We start from the raw sequence: 13,680 nt of genomic DNA, 5'->3' as shown, positions 1-13,680 counted from the left end.
GGCTGCGCCACATCGCGTCGCCGCCGGCCGGAGCTACCGTGCGTCGAAGGTGACTCACTCTTCTCGGCAGCTCCCGGAGGGCCGGCAGTGCTCGCAGATCTCTCCCCGCTCATCGCGGCCGCCACGGAATGGCTGACGCGTGCCTACCCGGCCTGCGGCGGGCCGTTCGCGTCCGCGCTCTGCGAGGCCCAGGCCCGTCAGGCCGTGACCGTCGCCGCATGGCTGCGGTATCCGACGCCGATGGACGCCGCGCTGGTGGCGATGGCGGGCCCGGGAGGCGCAGGAAACCTCGACATGGTCGTCGGCTCGGACCTGACCGGTCAGGACGGTGGCGAGGCGGACGACGACGCCTGGCGTACGTGGGTGGACGAGGCCGTGGTGAGCTGGGCCGCGTCCCTCCTCGCCGACGCCCGGCTGGCCGATCTGGCGGTCGCCGCGCTCGCCGAGGGGGAGCATGTGAGGGTCGCGCCCGTGGCATTCGGGCGTCTGAGGGCGCCGGACGACGGCGACCGGCGAGCCGCGGCACTGCTGCGCCACCCCGACCTGCTCGCCCCGGTGGCGGCGCTCCATCACGAGGAGCTCGCCGGCCGTCTGGGACAGGGCCGCGCGCTCGTCGTCTGAAGGGCGGCGCCGATGTGTACGGGCGCCCTGGACCCCCGTACGCGACGCGACGTCGTACGGGCGGCCAGGGCGTCCTGGGTTCGTGGTGCCGGCTCTCAGTCGAGTTTGCCCCGGCCGCTCAGCGCGTCGCGCAGCCGGTCGACCATGCCCATACCCGGTGCCAGGAGCTTGTTGGCGGGCGGCGAGTCGGGGGCCGACGGGTGCGGGCGGGTGGGGGCCACCTTCTTCGCCTGGCGCACCTTGTCCCCGAGATCGTCCAGGGCTTCCGGAGGGCACGCGGCGCGCAGCATCGGGAAGAGGTTCTGCTCCTCGTCGGCGATGTGAGCGCGGATCTCGATCATCAGGGTCGCGAGGAGCCGGTCGAACTCGGGGTCGTCCGCCTCGTAGCTCTCCAGGTCCTTCATGATCTGCTCGGCCTTGGAGTGGTCGTCGGTCTCGCGGTCGGCCATCGCGTCACCGTTCGGCACGTGCCGGCGCACGGCCGGGTACAGGTAGGCCTCCTCGGCCACCGAGTGACGTACGAGTTCCATCGTCACCTGGTCCGCGTAGACCTTCCGGTCCTTGTCGCCGGGCGCGCACCGGTCGATGCGCCCGAAGATCTCCTCGACCTCCCGATGATCGGTCGTCAGCTCGTCGATGACGTTTCCACCGTGCCCCATGTCCTCCACCTCTCCGGCGTGGTGACGGCTCCTGGATGGTCCGTCTGGTGCCTCCGGGTGCCCATCGGTCGCCGGTTGACACGAGCTCGCGGCCGACGGGGGGACCGGCAGGCCGCGGACGTTCGATTTCGTCGCACGGGGGCACCAGCGAAGCCGCTCCGTGTCGCCCGGGCCGATCCGGCCGGGCCCGCCGAGACACGCATCAGCCCACGCCCATGCGCAGATACTTCACCCCGCACTCGGGGCAGAAGGGATCGGACGCGGGGGTGCCCCAGGCCGTGGGCGGCTGGGTCCAGGCGGCCGGATCGAGCCGCCGCCCGCAGAGCGAGACGCGTTCGCCCGCCCCTGTCATGTGCCACAGCCCGATGCGGGAGCCGACCGACCCGGGCGGGGCGCCTTCCGCGTACTCCGCGCGCAACTCGTACTCCACGAGCCGACCTCGCTTCCTGCCTTGCCTGTCCTCCGACAGACACCGTCCGACGAGCCCCCGTCGAGTTCCCCCGCTGACGCGGGCAAATCAACCGTCGGGTGCCCGCAGGGGGCGGAGCGGTCGACCGGCCACTGCTCGGACGGTCGCTCTCGGCCTGGGCGTGCAGGGGTTCCAGAGCGTCCAGGACGGCTGTTCACCGGGGCCAGGCGGCGTGGCGCGCCACCTCGTCAGGTGTGGACCTCGGTCCGGTGCGAGCCGGTGAGGGTCGCGTACACCACGACATTGCCGCGGTATCCGCCGTCCCCGGCCCCGCCGCCGCAGGTGATCACACGGAGTTCGGGCCGGCCCGTGCTGCCGTAGACCTTCTTGTCGGGGAACCGGTCCTTGTCGTAGACCTCCACGGCGTCCACCGTGAAGACGGCGGTGCGGCCGTCCGCCCGGTTGATCTCGATCGTCTCGCCCTTGGTGAGGGCGCCGAGCCGGTAGAACACGCCGGTGTCTCCGTCACGGGTGTCCACGTGTCCCGTGGTCACGGCCGTGCCGCGCGAGCCCGGTGCGGTGCCCCCGCCGTACCAGCCGGCGACATCGGGCGCGCCGTCGGGCGGGGGCCGCAGAGCCCCCGCCCGGTCGAGGCCCAGCCGTGCCAGGGAGGCGTTCACACCGATCTCGGGGATCCGGATGCGCACGGGCTCGGAGCGAGGCAGTGGCGGGGCGGCGCGGTGTGCCGGCGGGGCGGCATGACCCGCCGGCGGGGTGGGGAAGGCCTGGTCGGCCGAGGGCTGCGGGGGCCGCCTGTCGACCATCGTGCCGAGCACCAGCAGGACGCCCGCCACCAGGGCCACGATCAGAAACGTGACTGGTGGGACGAACGTGCGCGTCGGCGCGTCGGCCTTGTCCCTGGATTCCTTCAACGTCGGGCCTCTTGCCTGGAGGGAGCCGGATGGGGTCCGCTCCCACCGTGCGGGGAACGGGGTCGGGGGCCTGGGCGGCCGGAGCGGAGGGTCAGGGCCGGGCGCCGTGCGCGCGTCGGCGGATCCGGTACAGCGCCCCGGCCGCGGCCGCGGTGATCAGCGCACCGCCCATGGCGACCTGGGTGTTGGTGTCCTGGGCGTCTCCGAACCCGGCGTGGATGGCGCCGTTCGGCTGCTGGTCCGCGATCTCGTACGTGTCCGTGAGCTTGATCCGGGGCGGGCACTTCACGGTGACGGTGTCGGTGCCGGACGCTCCCTCGGCCGGGATCGTGAACTCACCGACGAGCACGCCCTTGCGGGTGCCGCCGAACATGTGGAACTGACCCCCTACCGCCGACTCGCCCTTGCCGTACGTCACATCCGGGCCGCAGGCGGTGGTCGTGACCGTGACCGTCGAGCCCGGCGCCGCGCTGCCCGGGTCGATACGGAGTTCCGTGTCACCGGCGGCCACGGCGGCCGGGCTCTGCAGAGCCAGGACGCCGAGGAGCAGTCCGACACCGACGCCAACGTGTGTGTTTCGCAAGGGAATCCTCCGACAAAGCAGTGGCCGACCTGTCCGCTCGGCGCTCCTGTGATCTCCTGCGACGAGAAAACCGACGCTCCGTCAGCTCCGCAACAGGAGGATTCGGCCCAGGAGTCACCCGGGCAGCGGGCTTGCCGCCGCCCGCGGGAGCGTTTGCGCAGGTCCCCGAAGCGGACGCGCGCCGACGGCCGTCTCACCACAGGAAACGGATGGGCTAACGGTCTTCATCCCCGAACGGGCCAAGGGGGCACGGCCACCCGTGCCCCTGCCCGGCGGCCGTCGGGCCACCGCTCCCCGCCGCCCGCTTCACGCGACGCCGGCCTCCGGAGCGGTGCGGACGACGTCACCGTCGCCGGTCGGGGCCGGGGCGTGCGCGGGGAGACGTCGTACGGCGGGAACACACAGCAGCGCGAGCGACGCGGGGACGGCGACGAGCGTCATCGCGTACAGCGTGGGCCGCACGCCGAAGGAGTCGGAGATGGGGCCGGCGAGCACGAGGCCCAGCGGCATGAGCCCTGTCGACAGCAGATAGTCGTACGAACTCACCCGGGACAAGGCGGCCTCGGGGATGTGCGTCCCCAGCGCGGTCTCCCAGATGACGAAGTAGAGGGAGACACCGACGCCGGTGATCGCTTCGAGGACGGCTATCACGGCGACGGGCGCGCCGGACCCGATGATGACCGCCTGGCAGGAGCCCACCGCCAGCGCCGCGGCGGCGAGTGCCATCGGATGCCTGACCTTGACCCGGTAGGCGACGACGTCACCGACGATGGAGCCGATACCGAAGCCGGCCGTCACGATCGACCAGGCGGCCGCGCCACCCCACTCGCGCTCCGCGAGGACGGGCCCCAGCACGAACACCGACGGCAGCACGACGACGTGGTAGACGGATATCGCCGCCATGCCGGACCACACCCACGCCCGGCTTCGTACCTGCGTCCAGCCGGCGCGCAGCTCCCCGAGAAACTTTCCGCCCGGGGCCGCCTGCGCCGTCCCGGGTGTCATCGCGCGGGGGGTCAGCCGGGCCAGGAACGCGGCACTGGCCGCGAAGGTCAGCGCGTCCACCGCCAGGGCACCGCCGGGTCCCGCCGCCGCCACCAGGATCCCGGCCACGGCCGGACCGGCCACCAGACTCGCCGACTGGACGAAACCGCGCAGGGCGTTCGCCTCCCGCAGCCGGTCGGCGCCGACGACCAGGGGTATCAGTCCTGTGGCCGCGGGCATGAAGAACGCGTCGGCCGTGCCGAACACGACCATCAGCAGCACCAGATGCCGGACCTCGGCGACGCCGGTCAGCAGCAGGACGGCGGCGAGCCCCTGCACGGCGCAGCGCACCAGGTCCGAGACGAGCATGATGCGGTGGCGCCGGAAGCGGTCCGCCCACACCCCGCCCACCAGGGCGAACAGCAGCATGGGCGCGAGGCCCGCGGCCGCGAGCAGCCCGACGTCGGAGGCGGACCCGCCCACCGAGAGCACGGCGAAGGGCACGGCCACGAACGACACACGGTCGCCCAGCACCGACAGGGACTGCCCGATGAACAGGCGGGCGAACTGCGGTTCATCACGCAGCACACCAGGAACCAAAGACTTCACGAGACGACCGATCAGGGACAGCGGACACGGACTGCAGCGCCCGATGGTAAGCAGTGCCGTCCCCGCAGGTCACCTGCAATTACCGGCGGGCAGCGTCCGCGGGCCTGCGCAGCAGCCACTGTCCGAATGTGCGGCGCGGCGGACGCACCACCACGCGGCCGTGAGCCTTCTCGCCGACCAGCTCGACCCGCAGGACGACCGGGGTGTCCGGCTGCCCCGGAGCCGGACGGTGTTTGACCCTGCAGTGCACCAGCCGCAGACCGTCGGTGTCGACCACGACCCCCGGCCGCGTGACCAGCGTCAGGGTCTTGCCCACCATGCCGACGTCGACGCGCAGCGTGTCGTGCGTGATCACGGCCTCGCTGAAGTCGAGCGTCACCTCGCAGTACGTCACCGCGAGCTGCAGCCTCCGCGGCACGACCCAGCGCCCCACGCGTTCGACCGCGCCGCTGTGGACCTGCTCGATCCGGACACTGTCCTTGGCCTCCGCCGCGGCGGCGCCGACGGACGGCAGGTCGACGGTGAGCCCGGCCAGTTCGCCCAAGGTCCTCGCCGACAGGGCGGCTTCCAGGCGTTCGTCCAGCTCGTCCGCGGTTAGCAGGCCGTCCCCGGCCGCGATGCGCAGCACGTCCACCACCCGGTCCCGGTCCGCGTGCGAGGCACGCAGCTCGGGCGACGAGCCGGGGCCGGCGGGCTTCCCGGTGGGCGCGATCTCTCCCGACATGCTTCCGTCCTGATCCTGTCGAACGACTCCGCGCGACGCGGGCGCGACGCGAGGAGAAGACTAACGCTATATCGCGACACCGGGACCCCCGGTCGGTGTCTCGTCCAGGGTCGCGGGACCGTCGGAACGGAACAGGAACGACCGCCCGTCCGCTCGTTTCCTCTCGCGGAGTCAGGCCGGGTCCGCCACGGCCGGTGAGTCGGGTGAGCCGGGTGGGTCGGATGAGCTGCGCGATGGTGGTGAGCCGGGTGGGTCGGATAAGTCGGGTGGGACAGATGAGTCGGGCGGGGCGGATGCGTCGGGTGAGGGGGGTGTGGCGGGGTGCGGGATGGTGAGGGTGGGGGCGTACTGGGCTGCCTGGGCCGCGAACATCGCCGCGTAGCGGCCCTGGGCCGCCATGAGTTCGTCGTGGCCGCCCTCCTCGACCAGCCGCCCCTGGTGCAGGACGTAGATGCGGTCGGAGTGGCGGACCCCGGACATGCGGTGGGTGACGAGGACGACGGCCCGGTGCGGGGCGGCGAGTCCGCGGATGCGGTCGAACGCCGCGATCTCGGCCTCCGGATCGAGCGCGGACGTCGGCTCGTCCACGATGAGGATGCTGTCCGCCCGCGAGGTGGAGCTGCGCCAGTGCGTGCGGGCCAGACCGACCTTCTGCCACTCGCCGCCAGAGAGTTCGATGGCCCCGCGGAACACCCGGGCCAGCAGACTCCGCATCCCGTCCGGGAGTCGGGAGACGACCGGGCCCGCCCCCGCGTAGTCGACGGACTCCCACAGGTCGTCGTCCGTCGCCTCGACTTCGGGACGGCCGATCCGGATGTTCATCGCCGCCGTCACGGGCCAACGCTGGAAGTCCTGCGTGAGCAGGGCGACGCGCTCGAAGACCTGTGAGCGTCTGAGCCCGGTGACGTCCAGCTCACCCCAGCGGACCGTCCCTCCCTGGGGGAGCAGGAGGCCGGAGAGGACCTTCATGAGGGTGCTCTTGCCTGAGCCGTTCTCGCCGACGACGGCTGTGACCGAGCCCATGGGGATGGTGAGCGTGACCCGGTCGAGCGCCGGAGCCTCGCGGTCGGGGTAGCGGTACGAGACCTCGTCGAGCGTGATCTGCTTGACCTGCTCCGGAACCGGGGCGCCCGTCTCGGGGATGGCGTACCCGGCCGCCTCGGTCAGGAAGCGCCCGTGGTCGCGGACGTACAAGGACTCCTCGTGCAGGGAGTTGACGTTCATCACCAGAGCGCCCAGGCTCGCCGACCCGGACCGGACCGCGATCACCGCCGTGCCGGCCACCGCCAGACTCATGTGCCCGCTCATGATCAGCCAGATCATGGTTCCGTACGTGCCGGCCATCGCCAGTCCGGACAGCGCGGAGGCCACCCACTCGGTGACCGCCTTGCCGGCGGCCAGCCGTTCCTGCTCGGCCTCGGCGCTGCGTGCCATACGTTCGTAGCGGCTGAGCAGGAAGGGACCGACCCCGTGGATACGAACCTCCTGGGCGGCGGTTCGTTCCGTGAGGAGGTTGCCGATGAGCCGGCTCGCCCGCAGGTGCTCGACCCAGCTGATCACCGACACGTACCGTTCCTGGGCCACGCGCATCGCGCCCCAGCCGCGCGGGGCGGCGATGAGCACGAGCATCGGCAGCAGCGCCGGGTGCAGCACCGTGAGCACGCCCGCCGTGGCCACCAAGGAGATGGTGCTGTTCAGCGCGGCCACGGAGGCGCTGATCATCTGGCGGGCGGACGCCGGGCCGTACTGGGCGATGTCGATCAGCCGCCGGAAGTCCGGGTCGTCGATGGCCTCCAGCTCGACGGAGGCCGCGGCCGCCAGGTACTGGGTGGTGGCGATCCGCTCCACGAGCGGTTCGAGCCTGCCCGCCCGGGACGTGGACCAGCCCGCCAGTACGGAGTTGACCACGGCGATCGCGGCGGCGGCCAGCAGACCCGGCATCACGGCGTGCAGCCGCTCGACCGCGGTGCCGGCCCCGAGCAGGGCGTGCATCACCGCGTTCACGGCGAGCAGCCCGACGGCGGCGGCGACACCCTGCCCGATCTCGCTCACGCCGACCGCGATGAGGGCCCGGCGGTCAGTGCCCCATGCCATCCGCAAGGTCGCCCCGACCAGGGTCGGCATGGACCGCAGTGCCGACAGCATGGTCAAGTCGAGGCGCGCGTGCTCGTGTTGGGACCAGCCCATGTCGTAGCGCAACGGACCGCCGAACAACTCGCGCTCCGCATCGGACACTTCCGGCTCCGCGAGCCGCACCTTGCCGAAGAACCTCAACACACCGCGCCTCCCCGCGCGTTGTGGCCGCGTGCGCTGGACCGCGGGTCGCGGGCGGGTCTCGTCGGGAGGACGCTTCTGCGTGTGGGCGCACGCCATCGGTTGGACGTCACCATCTGGGGAGGTTGCCCAACTCGCGCGCGACTATGTGGCGTACGTCGGGTATCGGCCGCCGGGGGTGGGGGTGGCCGGTGGCGGTCGGGGTCGTCACAGCGGGGGTGGTCGTGTCGAGCCGGACGGTCGGGGCGATCGGTCGAGTCGGGCGTGCGAAAAACCGGTGGAGTGGGGGCTCGCTCCGCCGCTAGCGTGCTGCCCGGCCCCTTCGTCTAGGCAAGGACGTCCCGTTGTACACCGTGTGAGACCTCCCGAGCGCTGATCTGTCGCGCGTCGCATCCGTGCGCCGTGCTGCCTTTTGCTGCGGACTTCTCACTGAAACCGGTGTACTTCTGTGCTCAATAGCTGGGTGGTCATGCCCACCTGCCTGCCTACCGTTCTCCGTCGATGCCACGCCTGCGGCTCCGGGCGTTTCCGGGCCGACGGAAAGTTCCGTGTCAACGCGAACCGCAAACTCCTCGACGCCTGGCTCCTCGTGCTCTGTGTCGGCTGCGGGGACACGGCGAAGCTCACGATCCTGGAGCGGGCGCACGTGCGCTCGATCCGACCGGACCTGCTGGACCGGATGCACGACAACGACCCCGGCCTCGCGGCGGAGTTGCTGCAGGACCCGGTCGTGCGCCGCCGCAGTCGCGTCGCTCTCGACTGGGACGGTGCCTGGCGTCTCGACACCGGCGGTTCGGATCACCTGGGCCGCGAGGTGATCGATGTCGCGGTCCGCTTCGCGGCGCGGATCCCCGTCCGGCCGGTCCGGCTGATCGCCGACGGCTGCGGCCTGTCGCGGGCCGAGGTCGAGCGGCTGATGGACGAGGGGAAGGTCGTCTCGGCGGTCAGGCTGAGCGGCAAGGTGTCCGGCGACTTCACCTTCACGCTCAAGCGCTGAGCCTCTCGGGGCCGGCGTGGGCCTGTCCGGCGTGATCCGTCGGGCAGGCCCCGGGTCCGGGCGGCCCGACCGAGGACGGAACGCGGAACTCGAGCTACCGGCGTGCCCGGCGGTAGGCGATCAGCAGCCCCAGGAGGATGCCGACGAGAAGCGTGACGGTCAGGACGATCCACAGGGGGAGGGTGACCTGAGGGATCCAGAGTCGGATGGTCACCGAACCGGTATTGGCTGCGATGAACCAGATCGTGAGGGCTGCCAGCACGAAGAAGCCGATGCTGCGTAGCCGGTAGTCCCGCCCCTTGACCGTCACGGTGGACGGCCCGTGTGCCTTCGCGGTCTTCTGGGCCATACAGCCAGTATCCGGCTGTTCATCCGAGCGGGCGACTCGATGGGTCTGGGGCGTGGGGGGTCGACTTGAGCATGAAATCGAACATGTGAACTAATAGAGCGATGGAGTCCGTGTCGCACATGTCCTTCCCTCACGACCTGGTCCAACTGGAGGTGGCCTGGTGTCGCACCTATGACGCCCTCGCCGGGTCCCGCCCGCTCGGAAACACGGCGCTGCGCCGTCGTCTGCTGGTGCTGTCGGCCCGGCTGTGGTGGCATCCGTTCTGGACGGGGCCGGGCCGGATGCCCGCGGCCAGGCTGGAGCTGCGCAGGCGGGCCCGCGCTGTGAGCGCGGGGGGATGAGCGCCGTACCTCATCGGTGAGTGTGGTCGTCGAGGGGCCGGGCAGTGCGGCCGCCAGCCGATTTCGATCGGCCAGTAGCCTCACCCCATGGATGCGCTCGTGCCCTTCGCCGTCATGTTCGGCGGCCTCGCCTCGGTCCTGGGCTTCCTGGTCTGGCTCGCCGCCCGCGTCCGCGCCAGGGGTCTCGCCGGCGGGGCGGTGAACGCGGCCCTGGCCTCGTACGAAGAGGCCTTTCGCGCGACCTCGCACGCGGCTCACGTCGAGATTCAGGCACACAGGCAACGCAAGGCGCCGCTCCTGTCGCCCGACGGCCACGGGCAGCCCGGCGCGGGCGGGACGGGCAGCGCGCGTTCAGCGCACCGCACGCCAGCGGCCCGCTCCCGTGCACACCGCTCGCGAAGGGCCCTGGTCCGTTGGGCCGCTCGCTTCCGGGGCGATCACTGAACCACGCCCCCGCGCGGCGGCTCCGCGGCGGCCGGTCACCCCATCAGGGTCAGGCCGCGGTCTCGTCCAAGGGGATGCCGAGCCGGTCGGCCACGGTGGTCAGGGCCGTGCCCAGGGGGAGCGCGACCCTGGTGAGGGCGTGCTGGTCGCCCCGGGTCGCGTCCCGGTTGACGATCAGCACCGGCTTCCCGGCATCGGCCGCCTGGCGGACGAACCGCAGTCCGGACATGACCGTCAGGGAGGAGCCCAGGACCAGCAGCGAAGTCGCCTCACGGACCAGCCGACGGCACTCCTCGACCCGCGACGGCGGGACGGACTCGCCGAAGAAGACCACGTCCGGCTTGAGGACGCCGCCGCAGACCGTGCACGGGACCACGTGGAAGTCCCCGACCTGCTCGTCGGTGAGGTCGGCGTCACCGTCCGGGTTGACGGCGGCGGCCACCGGCGCGAAGCCGGGATTGGCCTCCTCCAGCAGGCGGGCGAGCTCGCGGCGCGGGGTGCGGGCGCCGCAGGAGAGGCAGACGACCCGCTCAAGGCTTCCGTGGAGTTCCACGACACCCTCACTGCCGACGGCCTGGTGCAGTCCGTCGACGTTCTGTGTGATCACTCCGGAGAGCAGGCCGTGCCGTCCGAACGCGGCGACGGCCCGGTGTCCGTCGTTGGGGCGGGCGCGGCCGAAGGTCCGCCAGCCGAGGTGGCTGCGCGCCCAGTACCGCCGCCGGGCCTGAGCGGTGGCGGTGAAGTCCTGGTAGGTCATCGGGGTGTGCCGGCGCAGGCTCCCGCCCTCGCCCCGGTAGTCGGGGATGCCCGACTCCGTGGAGATGCCCGCCCCGCTGAGCACCAGCACACCGCCGGTGCGCAGCGCGGCGGCGACCGGCTCCAGGTCGGTGGTGCCGGGCGGGAGATCCCCGGAGGGGATCCAGGTCAGGGTGGGGCGCATGCGCATGCATCCAGGGTACGGATACGACGACACCGTGTACGGGGAGGCGGGCGCCGCGCCGATCCCGGCCTCGGGCCGCCCGGTCGGCGGTTCTGGCCTCGGGCCGCCCCGGTGACGGGCTGCGGGCTCAGGCCGCAGTGAGTGGTTCGGCGTCAGGCGGCCCCGGTGACGGGCTCCGGGGTCGGGCCGCAGTGAGCGGTTCCGGCGTCGGGCGGCCCCGGTGACCGGTTCTGGCCCCGGGCCGCCCCGGTGATGGGCACCCGCATCGGGCAGCCGCCGCACCGGTGAGCGGTTCCGCCCGCTCCTCAGCTCTCGCCGGACCGCCGGAGCCGCGCGGAAAGATGGTGCTGCAACGGCTGACCGACCGCCTCCAGGTCATGGAGGAAGTCCAGCGTGTCCGCGTCCGCCAAGGTGTAGCGGCGTCGCGTGGCGACGACCTCCTTGGCCGTGGGAGCGAGGGCCACCTGCTCGGTGGTCAGATCCACCGCAGCGTCGGCGGCCCGCCCGACCAGGATTTCCGCGATGCCGGTGGGCTGCGTGATCAACGCCTCCACGCGTCCGTCGGCCTGCATCCGCCACCAGCCGCTCTCCCGGGCCGACGGGCGCAGCGGAGAGCCGTCCGGGTCCAGCAGCCAGGCACGTGCTTCGTAGTGGAGGAAGGGCCGACCGTCGTGGCTGAAGGTGACCTCCTGCGCGTAGACGAACTCCTCGTCGAGCGTCGGGTAGCCGCCGCGGCCCTGTCCGGCCCAGGTGCCGAGGAGTCCGATCACCGGGGCGAGCAGCGCGTGCGGCGCGGGCTTGTCGTCCGGGCGGAACGCGTCGGGGTACGGGTGCTTCCCGAAGGGGTCGACCATGACATCCACTCCAGGGTTGAGGCCGGTGCAGGTTGGCAGCCTAGTGGTACTCCGCCCGGAGATCGTGATCCTCCCGGCGGCGCGGCGGCCGGCTGGAGGAGTAGAACACCTGCCCCTTGCCCAGCGGCTGCTCCGGGGCGGTGCCTCGCCAGATCCGCAGACCGTGAATCCGCTCCCAGTACATCGCACAGACGGCGTTGACCAGCGACTGCGCCGCGAGAGGCAGCGCGCACAGAGCAATCAGCGGGTTCGTCACGAGGGCCGCCGTCAGGGTCATCACCAGCAGGAAGGCGAAAAACCCGCCGTGGAACAGGAGCGGCCGCGGCGCGTGCTCGCGGGCCAAGACCGTTGCGGGATCCCGCAACGGCACCGCCGACCGGAAACTCCGCCATTCCATGGCGACGGAGAGACACGACACGACCACGAGGATGCCCGCCGACCAGGCGACGAGATCCCCCTCGAGCTCCACATCCGGCAGCGGGCGGAAGGGCAGGGCCACCACCAGACCGACACCGGCGGCGGCCGTCACCGTGCAGGTCCCCATGAGCTCGTGACGCACGTACCCGACCATCGCGACCCCCCGGCCCCGCCCGCACAGGACCTCCAGTGTGCCGCAACCGTGTGGACGAGGAACCCGGACCCCGCCCATCCCCTTGACCTGTTACGAGCGTGCCGAAGCGGCGTCACTCTTGCCCGTGCGTGCGGTCCGTGGCCTTCTCCGGGCTGGTCGCAGCGACGCCGTAGCGGTCTCGTCAGGGGTGGGTGGAAGGATCGGTCCGTGACGTGTGATGTGTGCGGGTGCGAGATGCGACAGGTGCCGACGACGGAATCGCGGGTGAGGGAGCGGTGGTTCTGCGCCTGGTGCTACGCGTGGACCGAGCTGGGGACTGCCCCCGGGCTGATCAGCCGGTCGTGGTACGAGACCGTGGACATGCGGTGGGAGTGGGCCGACATGCCGGGACCGCCCGTTGGCGTTTCTCATGCGTACGGCTACTTCGGCACGACCTTGTGCGGCATGGAGCAGGAGGGCATCGTTCCCTCGCCCTATCCGTGGTTCCCCGACTGGGACGAGGCCTGCTCAGGGTGCCGGGAGGCAGCCGTCGTCATCGACGGTCGCTGGCCTGTCGACGACCGAGGCGAGAAGCGCGAACGGATACGCCCCGTGCCGCCGCTCGGTGCCGACTGGCCGCCCTTCTAGGGCGTCCGACCCAATGAGCGGGAGCGCCTCCAGCAGGTCAGTGTCGGCACCGCCCGTGGCCTTCGTGTAATCGGTCGCGACGCTGCCGTTTGCGCTGCCCACGCAGTCAGACCGTCGAGCCCAACCGATCCAGTTCGTCGCCGATCCTGTCCCGCAACACGTCATGCTGCGGCCCCAGCCGGAACTCCTCGTCCCTCCACCGGTTGCCCGGATACAGCCATACAGGTTTGCCCACCAACTCGGCCGGCTCCCACGCGAACCGTGGCCAGACGTGGGCATGCAGGAACGGGTCGGAGTTCCCCAGGATCTCCAGGTTGACCCGGCGGAAGCCGGGGTCCAGGCGTCGGCAGACGCGCTCGACGGCTTCGCCGAGCCGGTCCATGTCGGACAGGAACGACAGACGCCTCGCCTTCGGCAGATCGGACAGCCGCTCGACACCTGGGTCATCCGCGAGGAGAACCGAGTAACCCGGCAGGAACTGAACGTCGCCGATCACCGCGAACCCCGACTCGAGCCGCCGCAGCACCGTCGGGTTCTCACCCCGTAGAGCGGCCCCGATCCGATCCGTCCGCCAATCACCCGTCATGGCCCCAACCTAGCCAACGGTGATCAAGGCCCGCTCTTCGCTCCTCAATCTCCATCGCCCCACGACGGGCCGCGGCGCCCCGGCGCCCGCGTGCCGGCGGCGCGGGGGGGGGGGGGGGGGTCGTGGGGGCCGGGGGGGGCGCGCGGGGTGCGCGGGTGGGGGGCCTCCGTGGTGGG

General features: G+C 71.9%; 17 protein-coding genes. 5 read left to right on the top strand and 12 right to left on the bottom strand.

Annotated features, from left to right (window positions below; all coding sequences use genetic code 11):
• Nucleotides 1-87: 87 nt before the first annotated feature.
• Nucleotides 88-621, top strand: coding sequence for a hypothetical protein (locus ACFRIC_RS01795; RefSeq protein WP_382778492.1), 534 nt, complete (start codon nucleotides 88-90; stop codon nucleotides 619-621).
• Nucleotides 622-716: 95 nt separating this feature from the next.
• Here ACFRIC_RS01795 and ACFRIC_RS01790 read toward each other — a convergent pair whose 3' ends face one another.
• The 7 genes from ACFRIC_RS01790 to ACFRIC_RS01760 all read right to left on the bottom strand — a co-directional run bounded on the left by ACFRIC_RS01790 (nucleotide 717) and on the right by ACFRIC_RS01760 (nucleotide 7,798).
• Nucleotides 717-1,280, bottom strand: coding sequence for a hemerythrin domain-containing protein (locus tag ACFRIC_RS01790; RefSeq protein WP_382778491.1), 564 nt, complete (start codon nucleotides 1,278-1,280; stop codon nucleotides 717-719).
• Between the two features lie 202 nt (nucleotides 1,281-1,482).
• Entirely contained in the window at nucleotides 1,483-1,710 is a 228-nt protein-coding gene (locus tag ACFRIC_RS01785; RefSeq protein ID WP_382778490.1) for a hypothetical protein, read from the bottom strand.
• A 227-nt stretch (nucleotides 1,711-1,937) separates the two neighbouring features.
• Complete coding sequence (locus ACFRIC_RS01780) at nucleotides 1,938-2,513, bottom strand: class F sortase (protein WP_382778869.1); 576 nt, start codon at nucleotides 2,511-2,513, stop codon at nucleotides 1,938-1,940.
• Nucleotides 2,514-2,712: 199 nt separating this feature from the next.
• Nucleotides 2,713-3,204: a sortase gene (locus ACFRIC_RS01775; RefSeq protein WP_382778489.1), complete on the bottom strand. Its 492-nt coding sequence runs from the start codon at nucleotides 3,202-3,204 to the stop codon at nucleotides 2,713-2,715.
• A gap of 306 nt (nucleotides 3,205-3,510) precedes the next feature.
• On the bottom strand, nucleotides 3,511-4,776 hold the full coding sequence (locus ACFRIC_RS01770; RefSeq protein WP_382778488.1) for an MFS transporter: 1,266 nt from the start codon (nucleotides 4,774-4,776) through the stop codon (nucleotides 3,511-3,513).
• Nucleotides 4,777-4,876: 100 nt separating this feature from the next.
• The gene (locus tag ACFRIC_RS01765) at nucleotides 4,877-5,521 is read right to left on the bottom strand and encodes a DUF1707 domain-containing protein (protein WP_382778487.1); all 645 of its coding nucleotides are present in this window, start codon (nucleotides 5,519-5,521) and stop codon (nucleotides 4,877-4,879) included.
• A 171-nt stretch (nucleotides 5,522-5,692) separates the two neighbouring features.
• Nucleotides 5,693-7,798, bottom strand: coding sequence for an ATP-binding cassette domain-containing protein (locus ACFRIC_RS01760; protein WP_382778486.1), 2,106 nt, complete (start codon nucleotides 7,796-7,798; stop codon nucleotides 5,693-5,695).
• Nucleotides 7,799-8,243: 445 nt separating this feature from the next.
• Between ACFRIC_RS01760 and ACFRIC_RS01755 the strand changes: the two genes are divergently transcribed.
• On the top strand, nucleotides 8,244-8,792 hold the full coding sequence (locus ACFRIC_RS01755; RefSeq protein WP_382778485.1) for a DUF1062 domain-containing protein: 549 nt from the start codon (nucleotides 8,244-8,246) through the stop codon (nucleotides 8,790-8,792).
• A 94-nt stretch (nucleotides 8,793-8,886) separates the two neighbouring features.
• On the opposite strand, the gene ACFRIC_RS01750 is transcribed toward ACFRIC_RS01755, so the two are convergent.
• On the bottom strand, nucleotides 8,887-9,141 hold the full coding sequence (locus ACFRIC_RS01750; protein WP_382778484.1) for a lipopolysaccharide assembly protein LapA domain-containing protein: 255 nt from the start codon (nucleotides 9,139-9,141) through the stop codon (nucleotides 8,887-8,889).
• A gap of 119 nt (nucleotides 9,142-9,260) precedes the next feature.
• On the opposite strand from ACFRIC_RS01750, the gene ACFRIC_RS01745 reads away from it, so the two are divergent.
• Both ACFRIC_RS01745 and ACFRIC_RS01740 read left to right on the top strand, forming a co-directional pair.
• On the top strand, nucleotides 9,261-9,482 hold the full coding sequence (locus tag ACFRIC_RS01745; RefSeq protein WP_382778483.1) for a hypothetical protein: 222 nt from the start codon (nucleotides 9,261-9,263) through the stop codon (nucleotides 9,480-9,482).
• 87 nt (nucleotides 9,483-9,569) lie between these two features.
• Nucleotides 9,570-9,926, top strand: coding sequence for a hypothetical protein (locus ACFRIC_RS01740; protein ID WP_382778482.1), 357 nt, complete (start codon nucleotides 9,570-9,572; stop codon nucleotides 9,924-9,926).
• A gap of 49 nt (nucleotides 9,927-9,975) precedes the next feature.
• Here the strand turns inward: ACFRIC_RS01740 and ACFRIC_RS01735 are convergent, their stop codons facing one another.
• The 3 genes from ACFRIC_RS01735 to ACFRIC_RS01725 all read right to left on the bottom strand — a co-directional run bounded on the left by ACFRIC_RS01735 (nucleotide 9,976) and on the right by ACFRIC_RS01725 (nucleotide 12,249).
• Nucleotides 9,976-10,872 carry an NAD-dependent protein deacetylase gene (locus ACFRIC_RS01735; protein WP_382778481.1) on the bottom strand — a complete coding sequence of 299 codons (897 nt, stop codon included), beginning with the start codon at nucleotides 10,870-10,872 and terminating at the stop codon, nucleotides 9,976-9,978.
• Between the two features lie 299 nt (nucleotides 10,873-11,171).
• The gene (locus ACFRIC_RS01730) at nucleotides 11,172-11,720 is read right to left on the bottom strand and encodes an FABP family protein (protein ID WP_382778480.1); all 549 of its coding nucleotides are present in this window, start codon (nucleotides 11,718-11,720) and stop codon (nucleotides 11,172-11,174) included.
• A 40-nt stretch (nucleotides 11,721-11,760) separates the two neighbouring features.
• Nucleotides 11,761-12,249, bottom strand: a complete 489-nt coding sequence (locus ACFRIC_RS01725) for a hypothetical protein (protein ID WP_382778479.1) — start codon at nucleotides 12,247-12,249, stop codon at nucleotides 11,761-11,763.
• A 285-nt stretch (nucleotides 12,250-12,534) separates the two neighbouring features.
• Here ACFRIC_RS01725 and ACFRIC_RS01720 point away from each other — a divergent pair, with 285 nt between their 5' ends.
• Entirely contained in the window at nucleotides 12,535-12,918 is a 384-nt protein-coding gene (locus ACFRIC_RS01720) for a hypothetical protein (RefSeq protein ID WP_382778478.1), read from the top strand.
• A gap of 106 nt (nucleotides 12,919-13,024) precedes the next feature.
• Here ACFRIC_RS01720 and ACFRIC_RS01715 read toward each other — a convergent pair whose 3' ends face one another.
• Nucleotides 13,025-13,504: an HIT family protein gene (locus ACFRIC_RS01715; protein WP_382778477.1), complete on the bottom strand. Its 480-nt coding sequence runs from the start codon at nucleotides 13,502-13,504 to the stop codon at nucleotides 13,025-13,027.
• Between the last annotated feature and the right edge of the window lie 176 nt (nucleotides 13,505-13,680).

Origin of the sequence: Streptomyces sp. NPDC056738, from assembly GCF_042790435.1 — a bacterium.
Taxonomy (GTDB): domain Bacteria; phylum Actinomycetota; class Actinomycetes; order Streptomycetales; family Streptomycetaceae; genus Streptomyces.
Note: the sequence above shows the minus strand (reverse complement) of the source record. Positions and strands in the feature narration are given on the sequence as shown.

Bases quoted from the DNA above. Each gene is read 5' to 3' on its own strand.
- ACFRIC_RS01790 (WP_382778491.1), bottom strand. From the start codon at position 1,280: ATGGGGCACGGTGGAAACGTCATCGACGAGCTGACGACCGATCATCGG.
- ACFRIC_RS01780 (WP_382778869.1), bottom strand. From the start codon at position 2,513: ATGGTCGACAGGCGGCCCCCGCAGCCCTCGGCCGACCAGGCCTTCCCC.
- ACFRIC_RS01765 (WP_382778487.1), bottom strand. From the start codon at position 5,521: ATGTCGGGAGAGATCGCGCCCACCGGGAAGCCCGCCGGCCCCGGCTCG.
- ACFRIC_RS01750 (WP_382778484.1), bottom strand. From the start codon at position 9,141: ATGGCCCAGAAGACCGCGAAGGCACACGGGCCGTCCACCGTGACGGTC.
- ACFRIC_RS01745 (WP_382778483.1), top strand. From the start codon at position 9,261: ATGTCCTTCCCTCACGACCTGGTCCAACTGGAGGTGGCCTGGTGTCGC.
- ACFRIC_RS01740 (WP_382778482.1), top strand. From the start codon at position 9,570: ATGGATGCGCTCGTGCCCTTCGCCGTCATGTTCGGCGGCCTCGCCTCG.
- ACFRIC_RS01735 (WP_382778481.1), bottom strand. From the start codon at position 10,872: ATGCGCATGCGCCCCACCCTGACCTGGATCCCCTCCGGGGATCTCCCG.
- ACFRIC_RS01730 (WP_382778480.1), bottom strand. From the start codon at position 11,720: ATGGTCGACCCCTTCGGGAAGCACCCGTACCCCGACGCGTTCCGCCCG.
- ACFRIC_RS01715 (WP_382778477.1), bottom strand. From the start codon at position 13,504: ATGACGGGTGATTGGCGGACGGATCGGATCGGGGCCGCTCTACGGGGT.